9 protein-coding genes are annotated in these 15,932 nt (G+C 51.6%); 3 read left to right on the plus strand and 6 right to left on the minus strand.

Features of this window, described 5'->3' with window-relative positions:
• The first annotated feature begins 236 nt into the window (after nt 1-236).
• The gene (locus WG68_RS09595; protein WP_046557472.1) at nt 237-2,528 is read left to right on the plus strand and encodes a S9 family peptidase; all 2,292 of its coding nucleotides are present in this window, start codon (nt 237-239) and stop codon (nt 2,526-2,528) included.
• On the opposite strand, the gene WG68_RS09600 is transcribed toward WG68_RS09595, so the two are convergent.
• Entirely contained in the window at nt 2,485-3,594 is a 1,110-nt protein-coding gene (locus WG68_RS09600; protein WP_046557473.1) for a M24 family metallopeptidase, read from the minus strand. The genes WG68_RS09595 and WG68_RS09600 overlap by 44 nt on opposite strands.
• Before the next feature lie 144 nt (nt 3,595-3,738).
• Here WG68_RS09600 and WG68_RS09605 point away from each other — a divergent pair, with 144 nt between their 5' ends.
• Nucleotides 3,739-4,401 carry a GntR family transcriptional regulator gene (locus tag WG68_RS09605; RefSeq protein WP_046557474.1) on the plus strand — a complete coding sequence of 221 codons (663 nt, stop codon included), beginning with the start codon at nt 3,739-3,741 and terminating at the stop codon, nt 4,399-4,401.
• A gap of 66 nt (nt 4,402-4,467) precedes the next feature.
• Here the strand turns inward: WG68_RS09605 and WG68_RS09610 are convergent, their stop codons facing one another.
• The 5 genes from WG68_RS09610 to WG68_RS09630 form a co-directional block, all read right to left on the minus strand.
• Complete coding sequence (locus WG68_RS09610; protein ID WP_046557475.1) at nt 4,468-7,260, minus strand: M9 family metallopeptidase; 2,793 nt, start codon at nt 7,258-7,260, stop codon at nt 4,468-4,470.
• Nucleotides 7,261-7,488: 228 nt separating this feature from the next.
• Nucleotides 7,489-8,988 carry a peptide MFS transporter gene (locus WG68_RS09615; protein WP_046557476.1) on the minus strand — a complete coding sequence of 500 codons (1,500 nt, stop codon included), beginning with the start codon at nt 8,986-8,988 and terminating at the stop codon, nt 7,489-7,491.
• On the minus strand, nt 8,985-10,736 hold the full coding sequence (locus tag WG68_RS19095) for a collagenase (protein ID WP_052749039.1): 1,752 nt from the start codon (nt 10,734-10,736) through the stop codon (nt 8,985-8,987). The genes WG68_RS09615 and WG68_RS19095 overlap by 4 nt, the downstream gene beginning before the upstream one ends.
• An 87-nt stretch (nt 10,737-10,823) precedes the next feature.
• Complete coding sequence (locus tag WG68_RS09625; protein WP_046557477.1) at nt 10,824-13,535, minus strand: TonB-dependent receptor domain-containing protein; 2,712 nt, start codon at nt 13,533-13,535, stop codon at nt 10,824-10,826.
• 128 nt (nt 13,536-13,663) lie between these two features.
• Complete coding sequence (locus tag WG68_RS09630; RefSeq protein ID WP_046557478.1) at nt 13,664-14,893, minus strand: NAD(P)/FAD-dependent oxidoreductase; 1,230 nt, start codon at nt 14,891-14,893, stop codon at nt 13,664-13,666.
• Between the two features lie 95 nt (nt 14,894-14,988).
• Here WG68_RS09630 and dapA point away from each other — a divergent pair, with 95 nt between their 5' ends.
• Nucleotides 14,989-15,915, plus strand: coding sequence for a 4-hydroxy-tetrahydrodipicolinate synthase (dapA, locus tag WG68_RS09635; RefSeq protein WP_235357713.1), 927 nt, complete (start codon nt 14,989-14,991; stop codon nt 15,913-15,915).
• Nucleotides 15,916-15,932 lie beyond the last annotated feature (17 nt).

Genomic DNA, 15,932 nt, shown 5'->3' on the forward strand with positions numbered 1-15,932 from the left:
TGATTTTTTAAATAATTAATAAAAACAGCTTATTGCATTTGTTTGGCCTGCTATTGACTGATTTCAAGGCTAGTCAGTATTTTTCAACCTCCGAATTATCGCTTAAATAATAACCAACTTGTATAGTCATGGTGTTGCTGCAGCCAGTTTTAACGTCAGGCTTGCTTGTTGATTTTTGTATACAGTATGCATTAATCTGGGCGTCTGACTTTTCAGCCTGCAGGGCGAACGTTACGATGAGACTCATTCCTATTCTTTATGTCACTTTACTGCTAAGTATTGGCAGCCAGGCTGCGGTTGATAGCACAACGATAGAACGCTCGCTGGCTTTACGCGAGCAGTGGTTGCCGCTGACCCGCGACCTGATGTTGCAACCGACCTGGTCTGAACAGCATGACAGCTTTCACTATAAGCTCAGTGTGGAAGGGGGCTTTATGTTCTTCCGGGCCAGCGTGGCGGATGAAAAACCGACAGCCGCTTTTGACCATCATACCCTTGCCACAGCGCTGAGTACGGCCAGTGGTGCTGAAATTAACGCCTTAGCCTTGCCGTTCGAACAGTTCCGCTACCATAACGCAGGTCAGCAAATCCAATTTTATTATGCTGAGCAGCGCTGGCAGTGCCAATTGCGACCAGCTGAATGCCGTGTTATCGCTGATAACCGTCGCCCGCAAGCCTTTGGCGTGGTGCGGGATATGCGCGTAGCGGCAGATAATACCCCCAAACCCTCACCGGATGGGCGCTATCAGGCGCGGGTTACAGAGTACAACCTGCTAATTCAGGATCAGCAAGGTCAGCAGTTATTTCTCAGTACCGATGGCCAATCCGGTGATTTTTATGATCCGGAATCAATCCAGTGGGCGCCCGATAGTTCGGCCCTGGTGGTAATGCGGGTGCTTCCCGGCAAACAGCGGCTGATTACGCGGCTGCTGGCCGCGCCAGCTGATCAGCTGGAGCCTGAAGTTATTAGTCAGTTGTACCCTAAACCAGGCGATGCGGTGGATATTGAACAGCCGGTACTAGTGCGGCTGGCGGATAATACCGCAGTGGATATTGCCAATGCTCTATTTGCCACGCCTTACCGGCTTGACCGCCTGGCCTGGCAGGACGATAGCAGCGCTTTTAGCTTCCGTTATACCGAACGCGGCCATCAGCGGATGCGGATTATCCGGGTTGATGCCGATACAGCCACAGCAACCGCCGTTGTAACGGATGACAGCCCGACATTCGTTAATATGTGGGCGGCTTTTTATCAACCCTTGCAGCAAGGCGGGCAGGGGGTTGTCTGGCTGTCGGAGCGCGATGGCTGGGCGCATTTATATCACACCGATAACAGTGGCCAAACAACCCGACAATTAACCAAAGGCAACTGGCGGGTGCGCCAGGTGCTGGCAGTGGATGAAGCTGCCGGTCAGATCTGGTTTACCGCCAGTGGGTATTATCCAGAGCAGGACCCATACTTTGAGCAGTTGTTCCGGGTAGGGCTGGATGGCAGCGATTTTACTGCCTTAACCAAGCGCAATGCCCAGCATGAGGTAGCTTTGTCGCCTGACCGTCAGCATTACATAGTGCGCTACTCGCGGGTCGATTTACCTTATGTGGCCGAGCTGCGCCGCAGTAGCGATAATGCCCTGCTGCGCGAGCTGGCCCGGGCTGACATTAGCAAGCTGACCGCTGCCGGCTTTACTGCTCCTGAGCCTTTTGTCGCTAAGGGCCGTGATGGCAACACTGATATCTGGGGCTTAATCGTGAAACCTCAACAGTTTGACCCAGCCAGACGTTACCCGGTAATTGAGAATATTTATGCCGGGCCGCATGACAGCTTTGTGCCCAAGAGCTTTTGGCCTTTTGGTTTTCACTCCGGCGGCGATAAAGTGATTGGCATGCAGGCGCTGGCTGATCTGGGTTTTATTGTGGTGCAAATTGATGGCATGGGCACGGCTAATCGCTCAAAAGCCTTTCATGATGTAGCCTGGCAAGACTTAGTGGATTCCGGCTTTGCTGATCGCATTTTGTGGCATCAGGCGGCGGCTAAGCAATTTCCCTGGTACAACATTGCAGAAGGGGTAGGCATCTATGGCGCCTCGGCCGGCGGTCAGAGCACGGTTGCGGCGCTGTTGTTTCATCCAGATTTTTACCGGGTTGGGGTAGCCTATGCCGGTTGTTATGACAACCGGATGGATAAAATCAGCTGGAATGAGCAGTGGCTGGGTTATCCGGTTGGGCCACAGTATGCGGCATCTTCGGTGGTGGAGCATGCCGCTTTATTACAAGGCCGGCTGCTGCTTATTAATGGTGAGCAGGACAGCAATGTCGACCCGGCATCCACTATGCAACTGGTGGATGCGCTGATCCGCGCTGACAAAGATTTTGATTTGCTGCTGGTGCCTGGCGGTGAGCATAGCGTTGGCCGCTCCAGCGGGCCCATTCGCTATATACAGCGCCGCCAGTTTGACTTTTTTCTGCGTCATCTGCAGCAAGTAGCTACGCCTGACTGGAATCGGCCTGATGTAAAGCGGCCAGACTGAAACCTTTCAAAACAGTAAGTTGCTTTGGGCTGGTGGTCAGGAGTTCATAACCGCGTTCGGTGATAAGAATATTATCTTCAATGCGAACTCCGCCAAAGCCGGGCTTATACAGGCCCGGCTCTACTGTCACTACCATGCCAGGTTGCAATACAGCGTCACAGCCCTTGCGCATCAGCGGATATTCGTGCAACACCAGGCCAGTTCCATGGCCAATGCCTTCACCAGCAAAGTCCGCATAAGGTGATGCAGCAAGCACGGCAGCCGCAGCGGCGTTCACCGCATCACCTGTTACTCCAGGGCCAATTATGGCCAGTGCTGCTTGCTGGGCACAGAGTACCGTTTGATAAAAATCACGCTGCAGCGGCGTTGCGGCCCCGATAACATAGGTACGGCTAATATCAGAACGATAGCCGCCTACTTCAGCGCCAAAGTCGATCAGCAGCCAGTCGCCATGTTGCAGCTGGCCGCCACCGGGTTTGCCATGCGGCAGAGCCGAGCGTGCCCCGGACAGCAAAATGGTTGGAAACGCCAACGCCTCTGCGCCCAGCGCAAATAGCTGCTGCTCCAGTAAGGCAGCCGCGGCTGCTTCGGTCATGCCCGGTTTCAGCTGGGGTAGCAACCAAGCCAGCGCTTGCTCGGCAATAGCCACTGCCTGGCGCACTGAGGCAAGCTCAGTGTGGTCTTTACAGGCGCGTAGCTGTTCAGTCAGGTTAAGACCAGGGGCCAGTTGACAGGGTAATTCTTGCTGCAATTGCAAAAACTGGCTAACCGGCAGATGCTGGTACTCTAGGTGCAGCGTATCAATACCTCTGAGAAGCGGGGCAAGACACTGGCCTAAACTCTGGCGCGAACGATCGCGGCAGATAATCTGCATTGCCGGGCATTGCTCAGCCGCCTGTTCGGTATAGCGATAGTCCGTAATCAGAAACTGTTGCTGTGGGGTAATCAGCAAACTGGCCGCACTGCCACTAAAACCGGCCAGATAACGAATATTGATTGGTTCGGTCAGCAGCAATGCCTGATATTGCAGGTCGGCCATCAGTTGGCGTAATTGACTTAAACGCATTAATCGATCCTCCTATTTTGCATACAATATACAAAATAAATTAAGGCAGCAAGCTCTGTTTTAGCGATGCGGCTAAGTTATTGCTGCAGCATTAAATGTATTTGATATACTGCATACCATGTTAATAACAATACAGGCACTGTTATGGTTGTTGAATATAAAACCCGAACCCAGGTAGTAGTTGAGGCAATCCGGGAAAAAATTCTTACCGGTGCTATCAAAGCCGGTGAGCCGTTGCGTCAGGCGGCATTGGCAGAGGAGCTGAATGTCAGCCGGATTCCGGTGCGCGAAGCATTGCTGCAGTTGGAAGCGGAGGGCCTGGTAGAGTTTGAAGCACATAAAGGTGCCACAGCAACCAAATTGTCGGCCGAGCAGGTAACAGAGTTATTCGAATTACGGGCCTTGTTGGAATGCGAATTACTCCGCCTGGCCATTCCTAAGCTGACCGACGCTGAGCTGGCCATCAGTGAAAGCTTGTTGCAGCAAATGAGTCAGGCCTATCAGGCATCTGACACCTCAGGGGGCTGGAGCGAGCTTAACAGTCGCTTTCATATGAGTTTATACCGTGCGGCTAACCGGCCTTTGACTTTGGAAATAGTCCAAAACCTGAACAGTAATTCCGACCGCTATATCCGAGTGCATCTGATGCTGGCTGGTGGGGTTAAAAAAGCCGGGCCTGAACATAGTCAGCTGTTAACGTTGGTTCGGCAACAGCAAACGGAACAAGCCTGTAAACTATTACAACAACATATACTAGGTGCAGCAGCCGAAATTAAGGCGTTAGTCACCAAGCTTGACGCTGAATAATGGCAACCTCCAATAAAAAACAGCGGCCAGTGAAAGCTGGCCGCTGTTTCGTCACTCTGGTCTAACTTATTCCACCATTAATACCTTAAGATCAACCCCGCTGAACCCTTCCAGCGTATTGACCATAATGTGGTAATAGCTACCGGGCACAATATTGGGCATATAGATTTTCTGGCTGGTGCCACGGGTAATGCTTGACGCTGCATCGTAATTATTCGGGGCAGGCCAACCCTGACGTTTCACGTACAGCTGGGCATCACCACTGCCGTTACTCAGAGTGAAATACAGCGCTTTTGCCTGCGCTGGCACATACACCCAATGGTACTGCTTAGTACTGCCGGTTAACCCCTGCCACTGTTGCAATTGGCTAAGAGTTCCTTCTTGCCAGCTGGCGGTAAGGCTGGCATCGGCAAACGCACGGTAGCCATGCAGCATTACATGCCATTGGCTATGTTGGGGTTGCAGTATCTCTACCCGCTCTCTGTTACCTATTACATAAGGGCGGAAGTCCCATTCGGTCAGTGTGGGGGCCAGCCCTTGTCTGACATAGAGATCAAGATCGCCACTACCACCACCGCTGATAATTTTCAAATCATAAGCATTTGCCGGCAAACTAATACTGAAATGTTGCTCGGAGTCTCTGGTACCGTTTACTGCAACGGCCTGACCATTTTGCAGCGCCGTTACCGGATCAGTGTTGTTACGGCAGTCTTCGCCACTGACAATGCAATCCAGCCAGTCGTGAAACTCAGCATCAAAACGGCTGTTCCAGCCGGCCATAATGTCAGCGTAGGGTACATAGTCAGGTAACTCCGGTGCCGAGTGATCCACCGGCTGGCCGCAGGTCCATACCCAGTTACCTTCACTCCATTCGCTGTCGTCATACAGCCAGCTCCAGTTGTTCTGAATAGCCACGGCTTTACTTTGCCAGCCCCATTCAAAACTGCAGGGTAAATCTGAAATAAAGTATTTTACAGCCCGCAAGGTGGGCAATAATTCCTGATCAACCAGCGGCCGGTAGCGCTCAAACATAAAGCGGGTGGCTAAGTAACCCCAGTGGTAGGTACGGGCGGTGTTACTGTTGGCATAAGTTGTCTGGAATAGCTCACTCAGCTGATAAGTTTTATTTGGAGCTACAGCCAAAGCCGTAGGGTTTATATCTCCTTTTGACAGGTACTCTGCTAATCCTTCGCCCCACCAGACTAAGTCGGCAGGTTGATCACTAAAGCTACCCCACTGGTTGTAACGGCCATCCAGATAATGGACATACTCGTGTTCTAAATTCCACACCACAAACTCAGGCTGCAGCCAGGACGCCTGATAGGCAATAAAGCGCGCCTGGTTATCCGGATCAGAAGGCGTGCCTTCCAGATACATGCCGCCATTGTTGGTATCAATACCAAAGAAAGTACCGGCGTAGTTTTGATAATCTGCAGATGAACTGAAAATCACCACTTCAAGATCGGTATTGTTGTCGTTGGCTACAGGCTTGCCCGCGCTGCCAAACAGCTGATGAAACCCTTGCTCCTGCGCGGACAGGTCCAGACATATCTGCTGCAGATTAGCCGTGACAATCGGCTGCTGGTAGCGCACTTTAAGGGTGTCGCCACAGGTATGTTGACCCGCCAGCACGGTGCCTTCGAGATCAAAGTCACAGGCATTGCCATACAAATGGCAGTTTTGGCTATCGTAAAATTTAACCATGCCCTGGGCATTAACCCAGCCGTTTGAACCAACGCCACCAAATTGATAGTTTGCCAGAATGTGCTGCACTGCAGGGCGGACACTGTCAGCGATACTGCCGCCAAACTTAAGTAAGCGGGCCAGTTCAGTTACCGCATCAGACCATTGGTATTCGCGGGTATGGCCTACCAGCCAGATGCCTTCGTTCAGCACAAAATCGCGCAGATTACTGATGATTTGCGGCTCGCTAAGCAATAATGCCGGTAAGGTATCACTGTTGGCGGTACTGGCGTTAAAGTAATGGGTTAGCAGTTGGGTGACACCGTTTTCTTCGTAGCCCACGCCCCAGTTATTAGTCCGGGACACTGAGCGGGCATAGCCTGTTAGCGCCTGGCTGAATCGTTTCATGTAACGTAGGCGATCCGTGCCCGAACTGCTGACCAACACCAGCATTTCATAGCGCAACATAAAATTACGCGAGATATCACCGTCAAACCGGAGAAAGTGCTCGCCGCCAAAATAGTTATCAAAAGCCTGCAACAACAGCGCCTGGTACTGGGCGCTGAATTGACTACCGCTATTGCCTTCAACCCAGTGCATCGCCCGCAGGTAACTAACCAGTTTTTCCAGTTCAACAGCGCCGCTGGCGTTGCTGCCATCAAAAGCCGCCAGCCGGCTGACAATCGCCTGGGCAATAGTTAATATTTTTTCAGCAGAAAAATGGCCACTGCCGGCCAGGTTAGTGTTGTACAGCTTATAAAGGCAAGCTGCCAGGTTGGCATTTTCAACCGCCTCAATCAGCGCCTGGCCATATAAAGGTAACAACGTATCGGGGCTGCTACAGCTACTTTGGCTTAGCGTGTGCTGCCGCAGCGATTCTGAGCCGGCATCGATAATATTGGCCTGATGAGCCGTGGCATAGGCTTTGTCAGCATCCGGGATTAAATGGGCTGGCAACACCGTGCGGGTTTTTTGGGCATGCAATTTCGCCTGCACTTTTTCAAATTCATGCGGTGAAACCAGTCGCGGTGGCCGTGGTATCGGGTGCGCACTGTGCTCATGCCCGTGTTCTAAATCCTGCATCAACAGGCCGGGGTGAGACGGCGTTATCTGCTCGTCAGCAAGCAAGGCGCTGCTGCTAAAGAGCAAACTAAGCAGCAAAATTTTTGTTTTCATTAGCTTTTGTTCCTTCTGGTGTTGTCTTTATAGTTACTTGCCGTTAACGGCTGGATCAACTTAGCATAAAAGATATTGTATACAATATAAAGTTTAGGTTGATTTGCGTCTAAAACCGGACAGGAAATAGCCTTTTGGCATAAGAGAAATAAGGAACAGTGCAATTAACTGGCATCCTTTCCAGTTAATTCTGAGCGATTGAGCGACCAGCCTGCATCGCAATATGGCTCATATTTGTTGCGGTGGGGTGGCGACTTTTATGGGGGCACCTTGCAAGGGCGCAGCTTGGATAGGCGCTGCGCTGCCATGCATCCAGTACACCAGCTTGTCTGCCCACAGATACAGTAACAAGGCGGCCAGTAAGGCTGCCAGGGTAAAGCCGCCGAAAATAGCGCCGGCATTGGCGACCATTTGCTGATCAGTGGCGGCGTCATTGGTGCCGATTAAGGCGCCAATCAGTCCGGCCAGTTTATTGGCACCGGCCATAAAGAAGTACCAGGCCCCCATCATCAGCGACGCCATCCGAAGTGGGGATAGCCGGGTAACCATCGCCAAACCAATAGGCGATAAGCACAGCTCGCCCAGGGTAAAAAACAGATAGGCCAATACCAGCCACCACAGGCTTGATTGATGCTCCGTACTGTATTGTAAGGTAGCGGCGACCATCATCAGAAAGCCAATGGCCATTAATGCCAGACCCAGCGCGAATTTCAGTGGTGAGTTAGGATCGTGTTTACCCAGTTTTAGCCAGAGCATGGCAAATAGCGGCGCAAAAATCATAATAAACAGCGGGTTTAATGCCTGAAAATACGCAGGGTTCAGCTCGACTGCGCCTTCACCAATATTAAGAGTACGGTCGACAAACCGATCGGCATAAATATTCATTAAGCCACCAGCCTGTTCAAACCCGGCCCAGAATATAATGGTAAACAACCCCATGATCAGGATCACTTTTAGCCGATCTACTTCTTGTTTAGTGAGCGGGGTTTTACGCGGCCCCTGCTGCAAGCGGCGCTCACGTTTGGCTGCCGGCTCAATGCCAATGCTACCCAGCAAGGGTTTAGCCAGCGTCATCTGCAGCACCAGCGCAATCAGCATGCCAAAACCGGCCAGCAAAAAGCCGGCCTGGTAATTGCGAATCTGCACCGTTTCGCCATCCAGCGCCAGCTGGTAACCAAACTGATCAATCATCAACCCAACACAGATCCCGGCCAAAAACATGCCCAGATTCACGCCGAGATAAAACACGGTAAAAGCCCCGTCGCGCCGATTATCCCCTGGCTGGTACAAATCGCCTACCATGGTAGAAATATTAGGTTTAAACAAGCCATTACCTAGTACCAAAAAGCCCAGGCCAGTATAAAAAGCATGCATTTCATAGCCTGGCAACCAGGCATGGGGCAGCGCCAGGCTAAACTGGCCGATAGCCATTAAGATACTGCCTATAATAATCGCCAGCCGCTGGCCGGTAATGTGATCCGCCAGCCAGCCGCCGAGCAAGGGGGTAACATATACCAGCATGGTAAAGGTCCCGTAAAGTTGCAGCGCGCTGGCATATTCCCAGCCCAGGCCGCCACCCTCAGCACGTACCTTATCAACCAGATACAACACCAGTAAGGCGCGCATAGCGTAGTAGGAAAAACGCTCCCACATTTCGGTGCCAAACAGTAAAAATAAGCCTTTAGGATGGCCGAGCAATTCGCCGGACGGCAGTTTAGGCAGGCTCATGGTAAGCGCTCCTCATTAGTTTGCACCGGGCTTAAGCGGTGATAGTGTTGTGGGGTAATGGGCAAATGTGCCGGCTGCAGATAGCTGCGGTACAGGTAACGGCCAAGGTAGGGCAGCTCTTCTGACTGTGGAGCTATTGCTTTGGTTTGACGCAACTGCTGCAAATAGGCGCTGAAGTTGGTTTGCTGCTGCGCGGCAATGTCGGCTAACTGCGTAAAATAGCCAGCAAAAAAGTCGGTACGCAGTGCCTGCGCCAGGGCCGGAATGCTGTCGGGCAGCTCGCTTTGTAAAAAGCGCCAGGCTAGATAGGACCAGCGATAGGTCAGGTCCAGTCCGTCCTGATAGCGGGCGGCAAAAATACTGGTCAGTGCAGGCTCTTCGCCTGCCGGCGTTTCATTTAGCAAAGCGAGGGCTTTAGGGTTATGCGCGCCCACCGCAATCAGCTCAGCCAGACCTTCTGACCACCACACTTTATGGCTGGGGAAATGGCCAAAAGCGCCGTAACTGTTATAGCGGCCGTCCAGATAATGCACATATTCATGTTGCAGATTCCACACCGCAAAGGGCTCTGCTTGCCAGAATTGCTGAAAGGCGAAAAAGCGGGCCTGATTGTGCGGATCAGACGGCTTGCCTTCAATGTACATGCCGCCATTATTGGTATGAATATTAAAGTAAAGAGCGCCATACAGGTTGTAGTCGCTGTAATCGTCAAACACAATCACTTCCAGCACGTTATTAAAATCATTTGCCACCGGCTGGCGGGCGCTTTGCAGCAGCTGATGAAAGGCATCGTTCTGAGCCATCATTTGCTGACAAAGCTGTTGTAGCTGCATATTGTCTATATTGTTGTAACGGATGAGCAAACCAGCATGGCAACTATGTTGATGTGGCAATGCTTCCTCAATGTTCGGTAAGACACACCAATCGGCAAACTCCTGCTCGCAGTTGTCCCGCACCCGGAAGGAATTTGCCAGATAACGCCAGCTAAATAGCTGTTTTTGCTCCTTTTTGTTAAGCAGCGGATGAGTCAATAATGACTGCTGCACTGCACTATCCAGCGCCTGTTGGGCTTCGGCTGGCAGTAAGATATGCTGGTAAGCCAATAACCAGAGCAGGTGCTCCAGCTGCCAGCTGCTTGCGGTGGGGATAAGCGCCAGCAGCGAGGTTTGCCAGTCCTGTTGATTCAGCGCTTTTTTTAATTCATCTTGTTGGCGGGCGGTTACCAGCAAAAAGGCTTTCGCTCTGATGGCCTCCCACCAGGCATATTCGGCCGCTTGCTGCGCTGAAGGTAAGCGCTGACTTAGCTGGCTAAGAAATTGTAGTTGTTGGTTTTTTTGCGTAGTTTCGGCAATGGGGTAGCGATAAGTTAAGACGCTAAATTGTTCCTGCCAGCGCCAGGCTTGCACATTTTCTGTAAAAAAGCCCGGATGCTGCGCCAGGGTAATGAGCATACTCTGCATTTGTGCCAATGCCTGGGCATTCAGTTGCTCCGCAGGATGCTGATAAGAAAAGGTCCGCAGAAAAGTTAATTCCTGTTCAATATTTGGCCATTCTGTGCTTTGGCTGGCTAATTTACTGGTTATCTTCTCGATTTTATGGATTACCGTCTGCGATAAAGCATGTTTTAGGCTATCCACTTGCTGTTGAACTTCGTTTTGGTTGATAGCTTCGTTTTGGTTGAGAGCTAACACTGCCAAAGAGCAAAGTAGCGTTATGCTCAGCAAGGCTGCCGGTAAATAATATTTCATAGGGGTAGTCTCAAAAAAAGCTCCTGATTGTTAAGTCAGGAGCAAACGGCAAAAGATGAAAAAATAGCCACCTCTTGCTACCAGGACCTAGAAGCTCTGGGTGTAACCCAGATACAGGGTGCGGCCATAGATGCTGTATAGGCTGCGCGAGTAACCGCCCCATTTATCAAAGCGTGGATCTTCATCAGTCAGGTTATTTACCCCGAAACTGACTTTCCCTTGCCATGGCAGCTCGAGTTGATAGGAAATATTATGGGTAACTAATGAACCGACCCTGTTGTCTATTACCCAGTTATCGTCAGTATTTAACTCTTTATTCTTCTGCGCGCTGATATAGTTGCTGTAGTAAGTCAGGCTGTGATCACCCAGATTGTAATTGAGCGTCAGGTTGACTCGATCGGAAGGGTAACTAATACGGCCAATCTCATTTATCCCCATCTCCAACTCACCTATATTAGTGGCAACAGATTGCGAGCGTTTGAAGCGGGTGATGTGCGACAAGCCCAGATCGGCTTTAAATTCACCGATGTCAGTATTCAGGCGGCCACTTAATTTGACATCAATACCTCGTTTTTCCTCAAAACCACGGTTAGTGGTGGTGATCTTCATATTCTCCAAACGGCCGTTTGGCAGAAAACTAATAGCTGTATTGGGAAATAACTCGGAAATGGCAGGCCTTGGCTGGCCTGCCGCATCTGCTGCTTCCCATAGCTTAGCTTGACTGTAGGCGATAAGGCCTGGGCTTAGTTGACTGATAATATTATCAATTTTTAACTCCCAGAAGTCTGCGGTTAAACTGATGTTATCGTGAATGTCCCAAACTACACCGAGGTTACTGGTTTTTGAGGTTTCAGCTTTAAGTTTGTCGTTGCCACCAATATCGACATAAATACTGTCGCGCCGGGTACAGCCGGTAATTTGTTCAGCCGCAGTATCATGGCAAAGCGGGTAGTTGGTAATGGTGTACCAGCCCTGGGTTGGCCCGCGGTACAAATCGGCAAGGGTAGGTGCACGGAAACCTTCACCGTAAGAGGCACGTACCAGCAGGTTAGGCAGCGGGGTGTAGCGCAGCCCCAATTGTGGATTGAAAGTACCACCAAAATCACTGTAATGATCATAACGACCGGCAATGTTAACGTCCAGTTGCTCGGTAACCGGCACGGCAAGTTCACTGTACACAGCTTTTGCAGTCCGCTCACCAGTACCACCTGCACCACCACTACCACCGAAAATTTTTCCTGCTTTAGTCAGAGAGTCAATATCAGACATAAAGTGTTCTTTTCGTATAGCGGCGCCAACGTAAGCACTTACGCTACCTGCTGGCAATTCAAACAACTCGGTACCTGCGCCCGCGCTAAAATCAATTGCTCTTGCCTTAGAGAATTTGTCAATATTGGCAGCGGCACCGCCTGGTACTTCGGAGTCCGGATCGCGCGGGTCCCAGCCGCTGAAGCTTGCCGTGTTTTCATTATACTGTCCAATCAATCCCCGCACCGCATCGGTATACAGATAGCCGGTGCCCCAGGTAAAATTGTTATAGCGGTTTACTGTTAATGCCGACTCCCAGAAGCCCCAGGACGTATTGCCTTCGACGCTGACTAAAAAATCCAGAATATTGTCATTATGTTTAGCAACCCGATCGCCGGCGGAATCAAAGCGATAGTATATGCGATCGCCTTCATCTACCGCCCGCAGGGTATGGCCAGCAGCGGTGGTGTATGACGGCAGTGCGTGCGGAAAAATAATGGTGCCTGGCACAGGCGCCGACACATCCTTACTGCGGTTAGTCGCCCAGTAGGTTCTGGCGTGCAGTTTGATATCTGGCGTTAATTCGCGGTTGTAAATGGCTAGAATATTGTCCTGATTGCTGCTTGATGTCATGTTAGCGGCAACGGAGTGATCATACAGACAGGCACGATCATCCGGGTAATCTAATGAGGATACCGGACCAATAAAGGCATTTTTGCCGTCTTTATTGTAAACAGAACAATCGTCGTTCATTAAGGGTGTTTGGTAAGCCCAGGAGCCATCAGAAGATTTAACGATGGTCCGGCCCCATTCCCAGATTTTTCGCCAGTCGTCCATCAGGCCTGGATCGCCGCCCGCAACCACATAGGGCGCTTCGTACGCGCGGGATCGCATATTGATAGCGTCACGCTGTTTGTGCTCCCAGGTCATAATAAAATTGCTGTTATTGTCGCTAAAACCGGTGGTCATCGAAAAATCGTAGCTATCGCCACCGCCGCTGCGACTGGTGGTTTCACGCCGGACGTTTAGCTGGCTGCCGTTATAATCTTTTTTCAGAATAATATTAATCACCCCGGCCATAGCATCGGTGCCATAAATAGCAGATGCACCATCACTTAACACTTCAATGCGCTCAACCGCTGCCATTGGCAGGGTATTTAGGTTGGCTGAGCCACCGTCCATCACCGGCGATTTTGCCATACGCTGGCCATCCAGCAGCACCAGGGTGCGCTCAGAGCCGGAACCTTTCATTGATACGGTTGATTGCGATGCCCAGGAGTTATTGGCGCCGCCACCCCAAGAGCCGAAAGAGTTAAAGTTAGATGCCCGCAGCGCATCACCGACATTGTTAAAGCCTGCAGCAATAATGCTTTGGGCGTCAATAACGGTGACAGGGCTGGCCCCTTCCATATCTACCTGTTTTAAGCGCGAGCCGGTTATCGCGATGCGCTCAACGGTTGTTGCTGATCCCTGCTGTGTTTCCTCCAGTGCCACAGCGCCGGAGGCAGAGCACAGCAGCGCTATTGCCAGAGATAATTTTGCTTGTTGCATAGTGTCATCCTTCTTCCTGTTATGTTTTTGTCTGAAAAAGCAGCTCTTTTATACCGCAATTGATATATTGTATACAATATATTTTTATGGTGACTTGCCATAAAGCTGCGAATGACTGCTGCACAAACTCAGAACCTGTTGATCCGAAATGGCGTTATGTCTATGGCAGTGGCTTGCTGTTGCAAACACTGGCTGATTAACTCGGCGCTGAACGCTGCCTGTGTCAGCCCCAGATGCTGATGGCCAAAGTTGTAGTAAATACCCTGATGGCGTGGACAGGCACCCAGTACCGGTAAGGAGTCTGGCAAGGAAGGCCGGTTACCACACCAGCGGCTATTGCTATCAAGCGGCGCAAGCGGCGCTGTTAGCAAGGCGCTGGCATGGTGCTGCAGCATATCGGCCCGGCGATAATTTGCCGTCGCATTCAGCCCGGCAAATTCTGCAGTGCCGGCCAGCCTCAGGCCGCTGTGCATCGGGGTCATAATAAATTTCCGCTCGGCACTGCTAACGGGCCTGCTTAATGGCACGGCATTGACCATCAGGTGATAGCCGCGCTCAGCTTCCAGTGGCACCTTCCAGCCGAGCTGGTGGCATAACCGATGCGATGCGGCGCCAGCGGCGATCAGTAACGTGTCACAACACAGCTCACCCTGATCGGTTTGCAGCCTTTGCTGCTGGCCTTGCGGGATAATCCGCAACAGCTTATAGGGCAGATATTGTCCGCCTTGCTGGCGAAAGGTGTTAAACAACTGCTGACACAGTGCAAAAGGGTTGGCGGTATGGCCAACCTCAGTAAACTCTAGGCCACAGGCAATATTGGCGCTCAGCGCAGGTTCCAGCTGCAGTAGCTCTGCCTGGGGTAATAAGCGCACGGCAATACCGGCTTGCTGGTAGGCGGTATATTGCGCCTGCAGCTGCCTGGCGGCAGGTTGCTCTGATACCAGTAGCGCGCCTTGTTGCTGCAACAACGGCTGGGCCTGGCAATGTTGCAACAACAGTTGCCAGCTTGGCAGGCTTTGCCGGTTTAACGCCGTTAGCGCCTGCTGAATGGCCGCCCGCCGGTGGGGCGCCATATTGGCCAGGAAGCGGATAAACCACGGCATTGCCTGCAGTAAATAGCCAGCGCGAATTGACAGCGGACTGTCAGCCTTTAACAACATAGCGGGTAACTGGCGCAGCAGCGCTGGCTGGGCCAGTCCAAATACCTGCTCTGTAGCAAAGTGGCCGGCGTTGCCGAACGAGCAGCCGGTTCCAGGTTGCGCTGGGTCTAACAGGGTTACCGTAAAGCCGGCTTGTTGCAGAAATACTGCACTGCTCAGGCCAATAATACCGGCACCGACAACGATTAACTGTGACATCAGATCTCCAAAATAACTTGATATTGTAGATTGTATACAATATCCTGAATCGGCAGGCAATAACTTTCACTGAAACCCTAACAAGGAACAGACAGATGATTCAGGTAAACTGGGCGGGGGTATATCCTGCTATTTCGACTCAATTCAATGCAAATGGCGGCATTAACTTTGCTGCGAATGCCGCTATGGTAGAGCAGCTTATCGCAGATGGCATCGACGGCATTATTGCGCTGGGTACTGTGGGTGAAAATGCCTCGCTGACCACCACAGAAAAGCGGGAGTTTTTGCAGCAAACGGTAAAAACGGTGGCCGGACGTATTCCGGTGATCGCAGGCTGCACTGAGCACAGCGCCGGGCAGGCGATAGACTACGTTAAAGCCGCTGAGCAAATTGGCGTCGATGGCATCATGTTATTGCCGGCAGTGGTTTACCGCGGTACAGACAGAGAAGTGCTGGTGCACTACCAGACGGTGGCCCGCGCTACCCGGCTTCCGATTATGCTGTACAACAACCCGGTCAGCTACGGCGTGGATATTAACCTGGAGATGACGGCCATTCTGGCTGAAGAGCCGAATATCGTTGCGATTAAAGAATCTACCACTGACACCCGCCGCATTACCGAACTGCAAAGCCGCTTTGGGCAGCGCTTTCAGATTTTTTGCGGCGTTGATGATATTGCGCTGGAGTCGGTATTGCTGGGGGCCACCGGCTGGATCTCCGGTTTAACTAACGTGTTTCCGCGCGAGTCAGTAATGTTGTTTCAGCTGGCCCGGGCTGGGCGCATTAGCGAGGCGCGCGAAATTTACCGCTGGTTTATGCCGCTGCTGCGGCTCGATACCATTCCAACGCTGGTGCAATGCATCAAGTTGGCCGAGCAACTGCTTGGCCGCGGCAGTGAAAACGTGCGCTTACCGCGGCTAACCTTGCAAGGCGCCGAGCGCAGTTATGTGGAGCAGGTGGTGACGCAGGCGCTGCATAGCCGGCCGGATTTGGCAAAATATCAGGCCTTGCTGGCTGAATAACGACAGTGGGGCAGGCT

It is taken from the genome of Arsukibacterium ikkense (assembly GCF_000987775.1).
Taxonomy (GTDB): Bacteria; Pseudomonadota; Gammaproteobacteria; order Enterobacterales; family Alteromonadaceae; genus Alishewanella; species Alishewanella ikkense.

Bases quoted from the DNA above. Each gene is read 5' to 3' on its own strand.
- WG68_RS09595 (WP_046557472.1), top strand. From the start codon at position 237: ATGAGACTCATTCCTATTCTTTATGTCACTTTACTGCTAAGTATTGGC.
- WG68_RS09600 (WP_046557473.1), bottom strand. From the start codon at position 3,594: ATGCGTTTAAGTCAATTACGCCAACTGATGGCCGACCTGCAATATCAG.
- WG68_RS09605 (WP_046557474.1), top strand. From the start codon at position 3,739: ATGGTTGTTGAATATAAAACCCGAACCCAGGTAGTAGTTGAGGCAATC.
- WG68_RS09610 (WP_046557475.1), bottom strand. From the start codon at position 7,260: ATGAAAACAAAAATTTTGCTGCTTAGTTTGCTCTTTAGCAGCAGCGCC.
- WG68_RS09615 (WP_046557476.1), bottom strand. From the start codon at position 8,988: ATGAGCCTGCCTAAACTGCCGTCCGGCGAATTGCTCGGCCATCCTAAA.
- WG68_RS19095 (WP_052749039.1), bottom strand. From the start codon at position 10,736: ATGAAATATTATTTACCGGCAGCCTTGCTGAGCATAACGCTACTTTGC.
- WG68_RS09625 (WP_046557477.1), bottom strand. From the start codon at position 13,535: ATGCAACAAGCAAAATTATCTCTGGCAATAGCGCTGCTGTGCTCTGCC.
- WG68_RS09630 (WP_046557478.1), bottom strand. From the start codon at position 14,893: ATGTCACAGTTAATCGTTGTCGGTGCCGGTATTATTGGCCTGAGCAGT.
- dapA (WP_235357713.1), top strand. From the start codon at position 14,989: ATGATTCAGGTAAACTGGGCGGGGGTATATCCTGCTATTTCGACTCAA.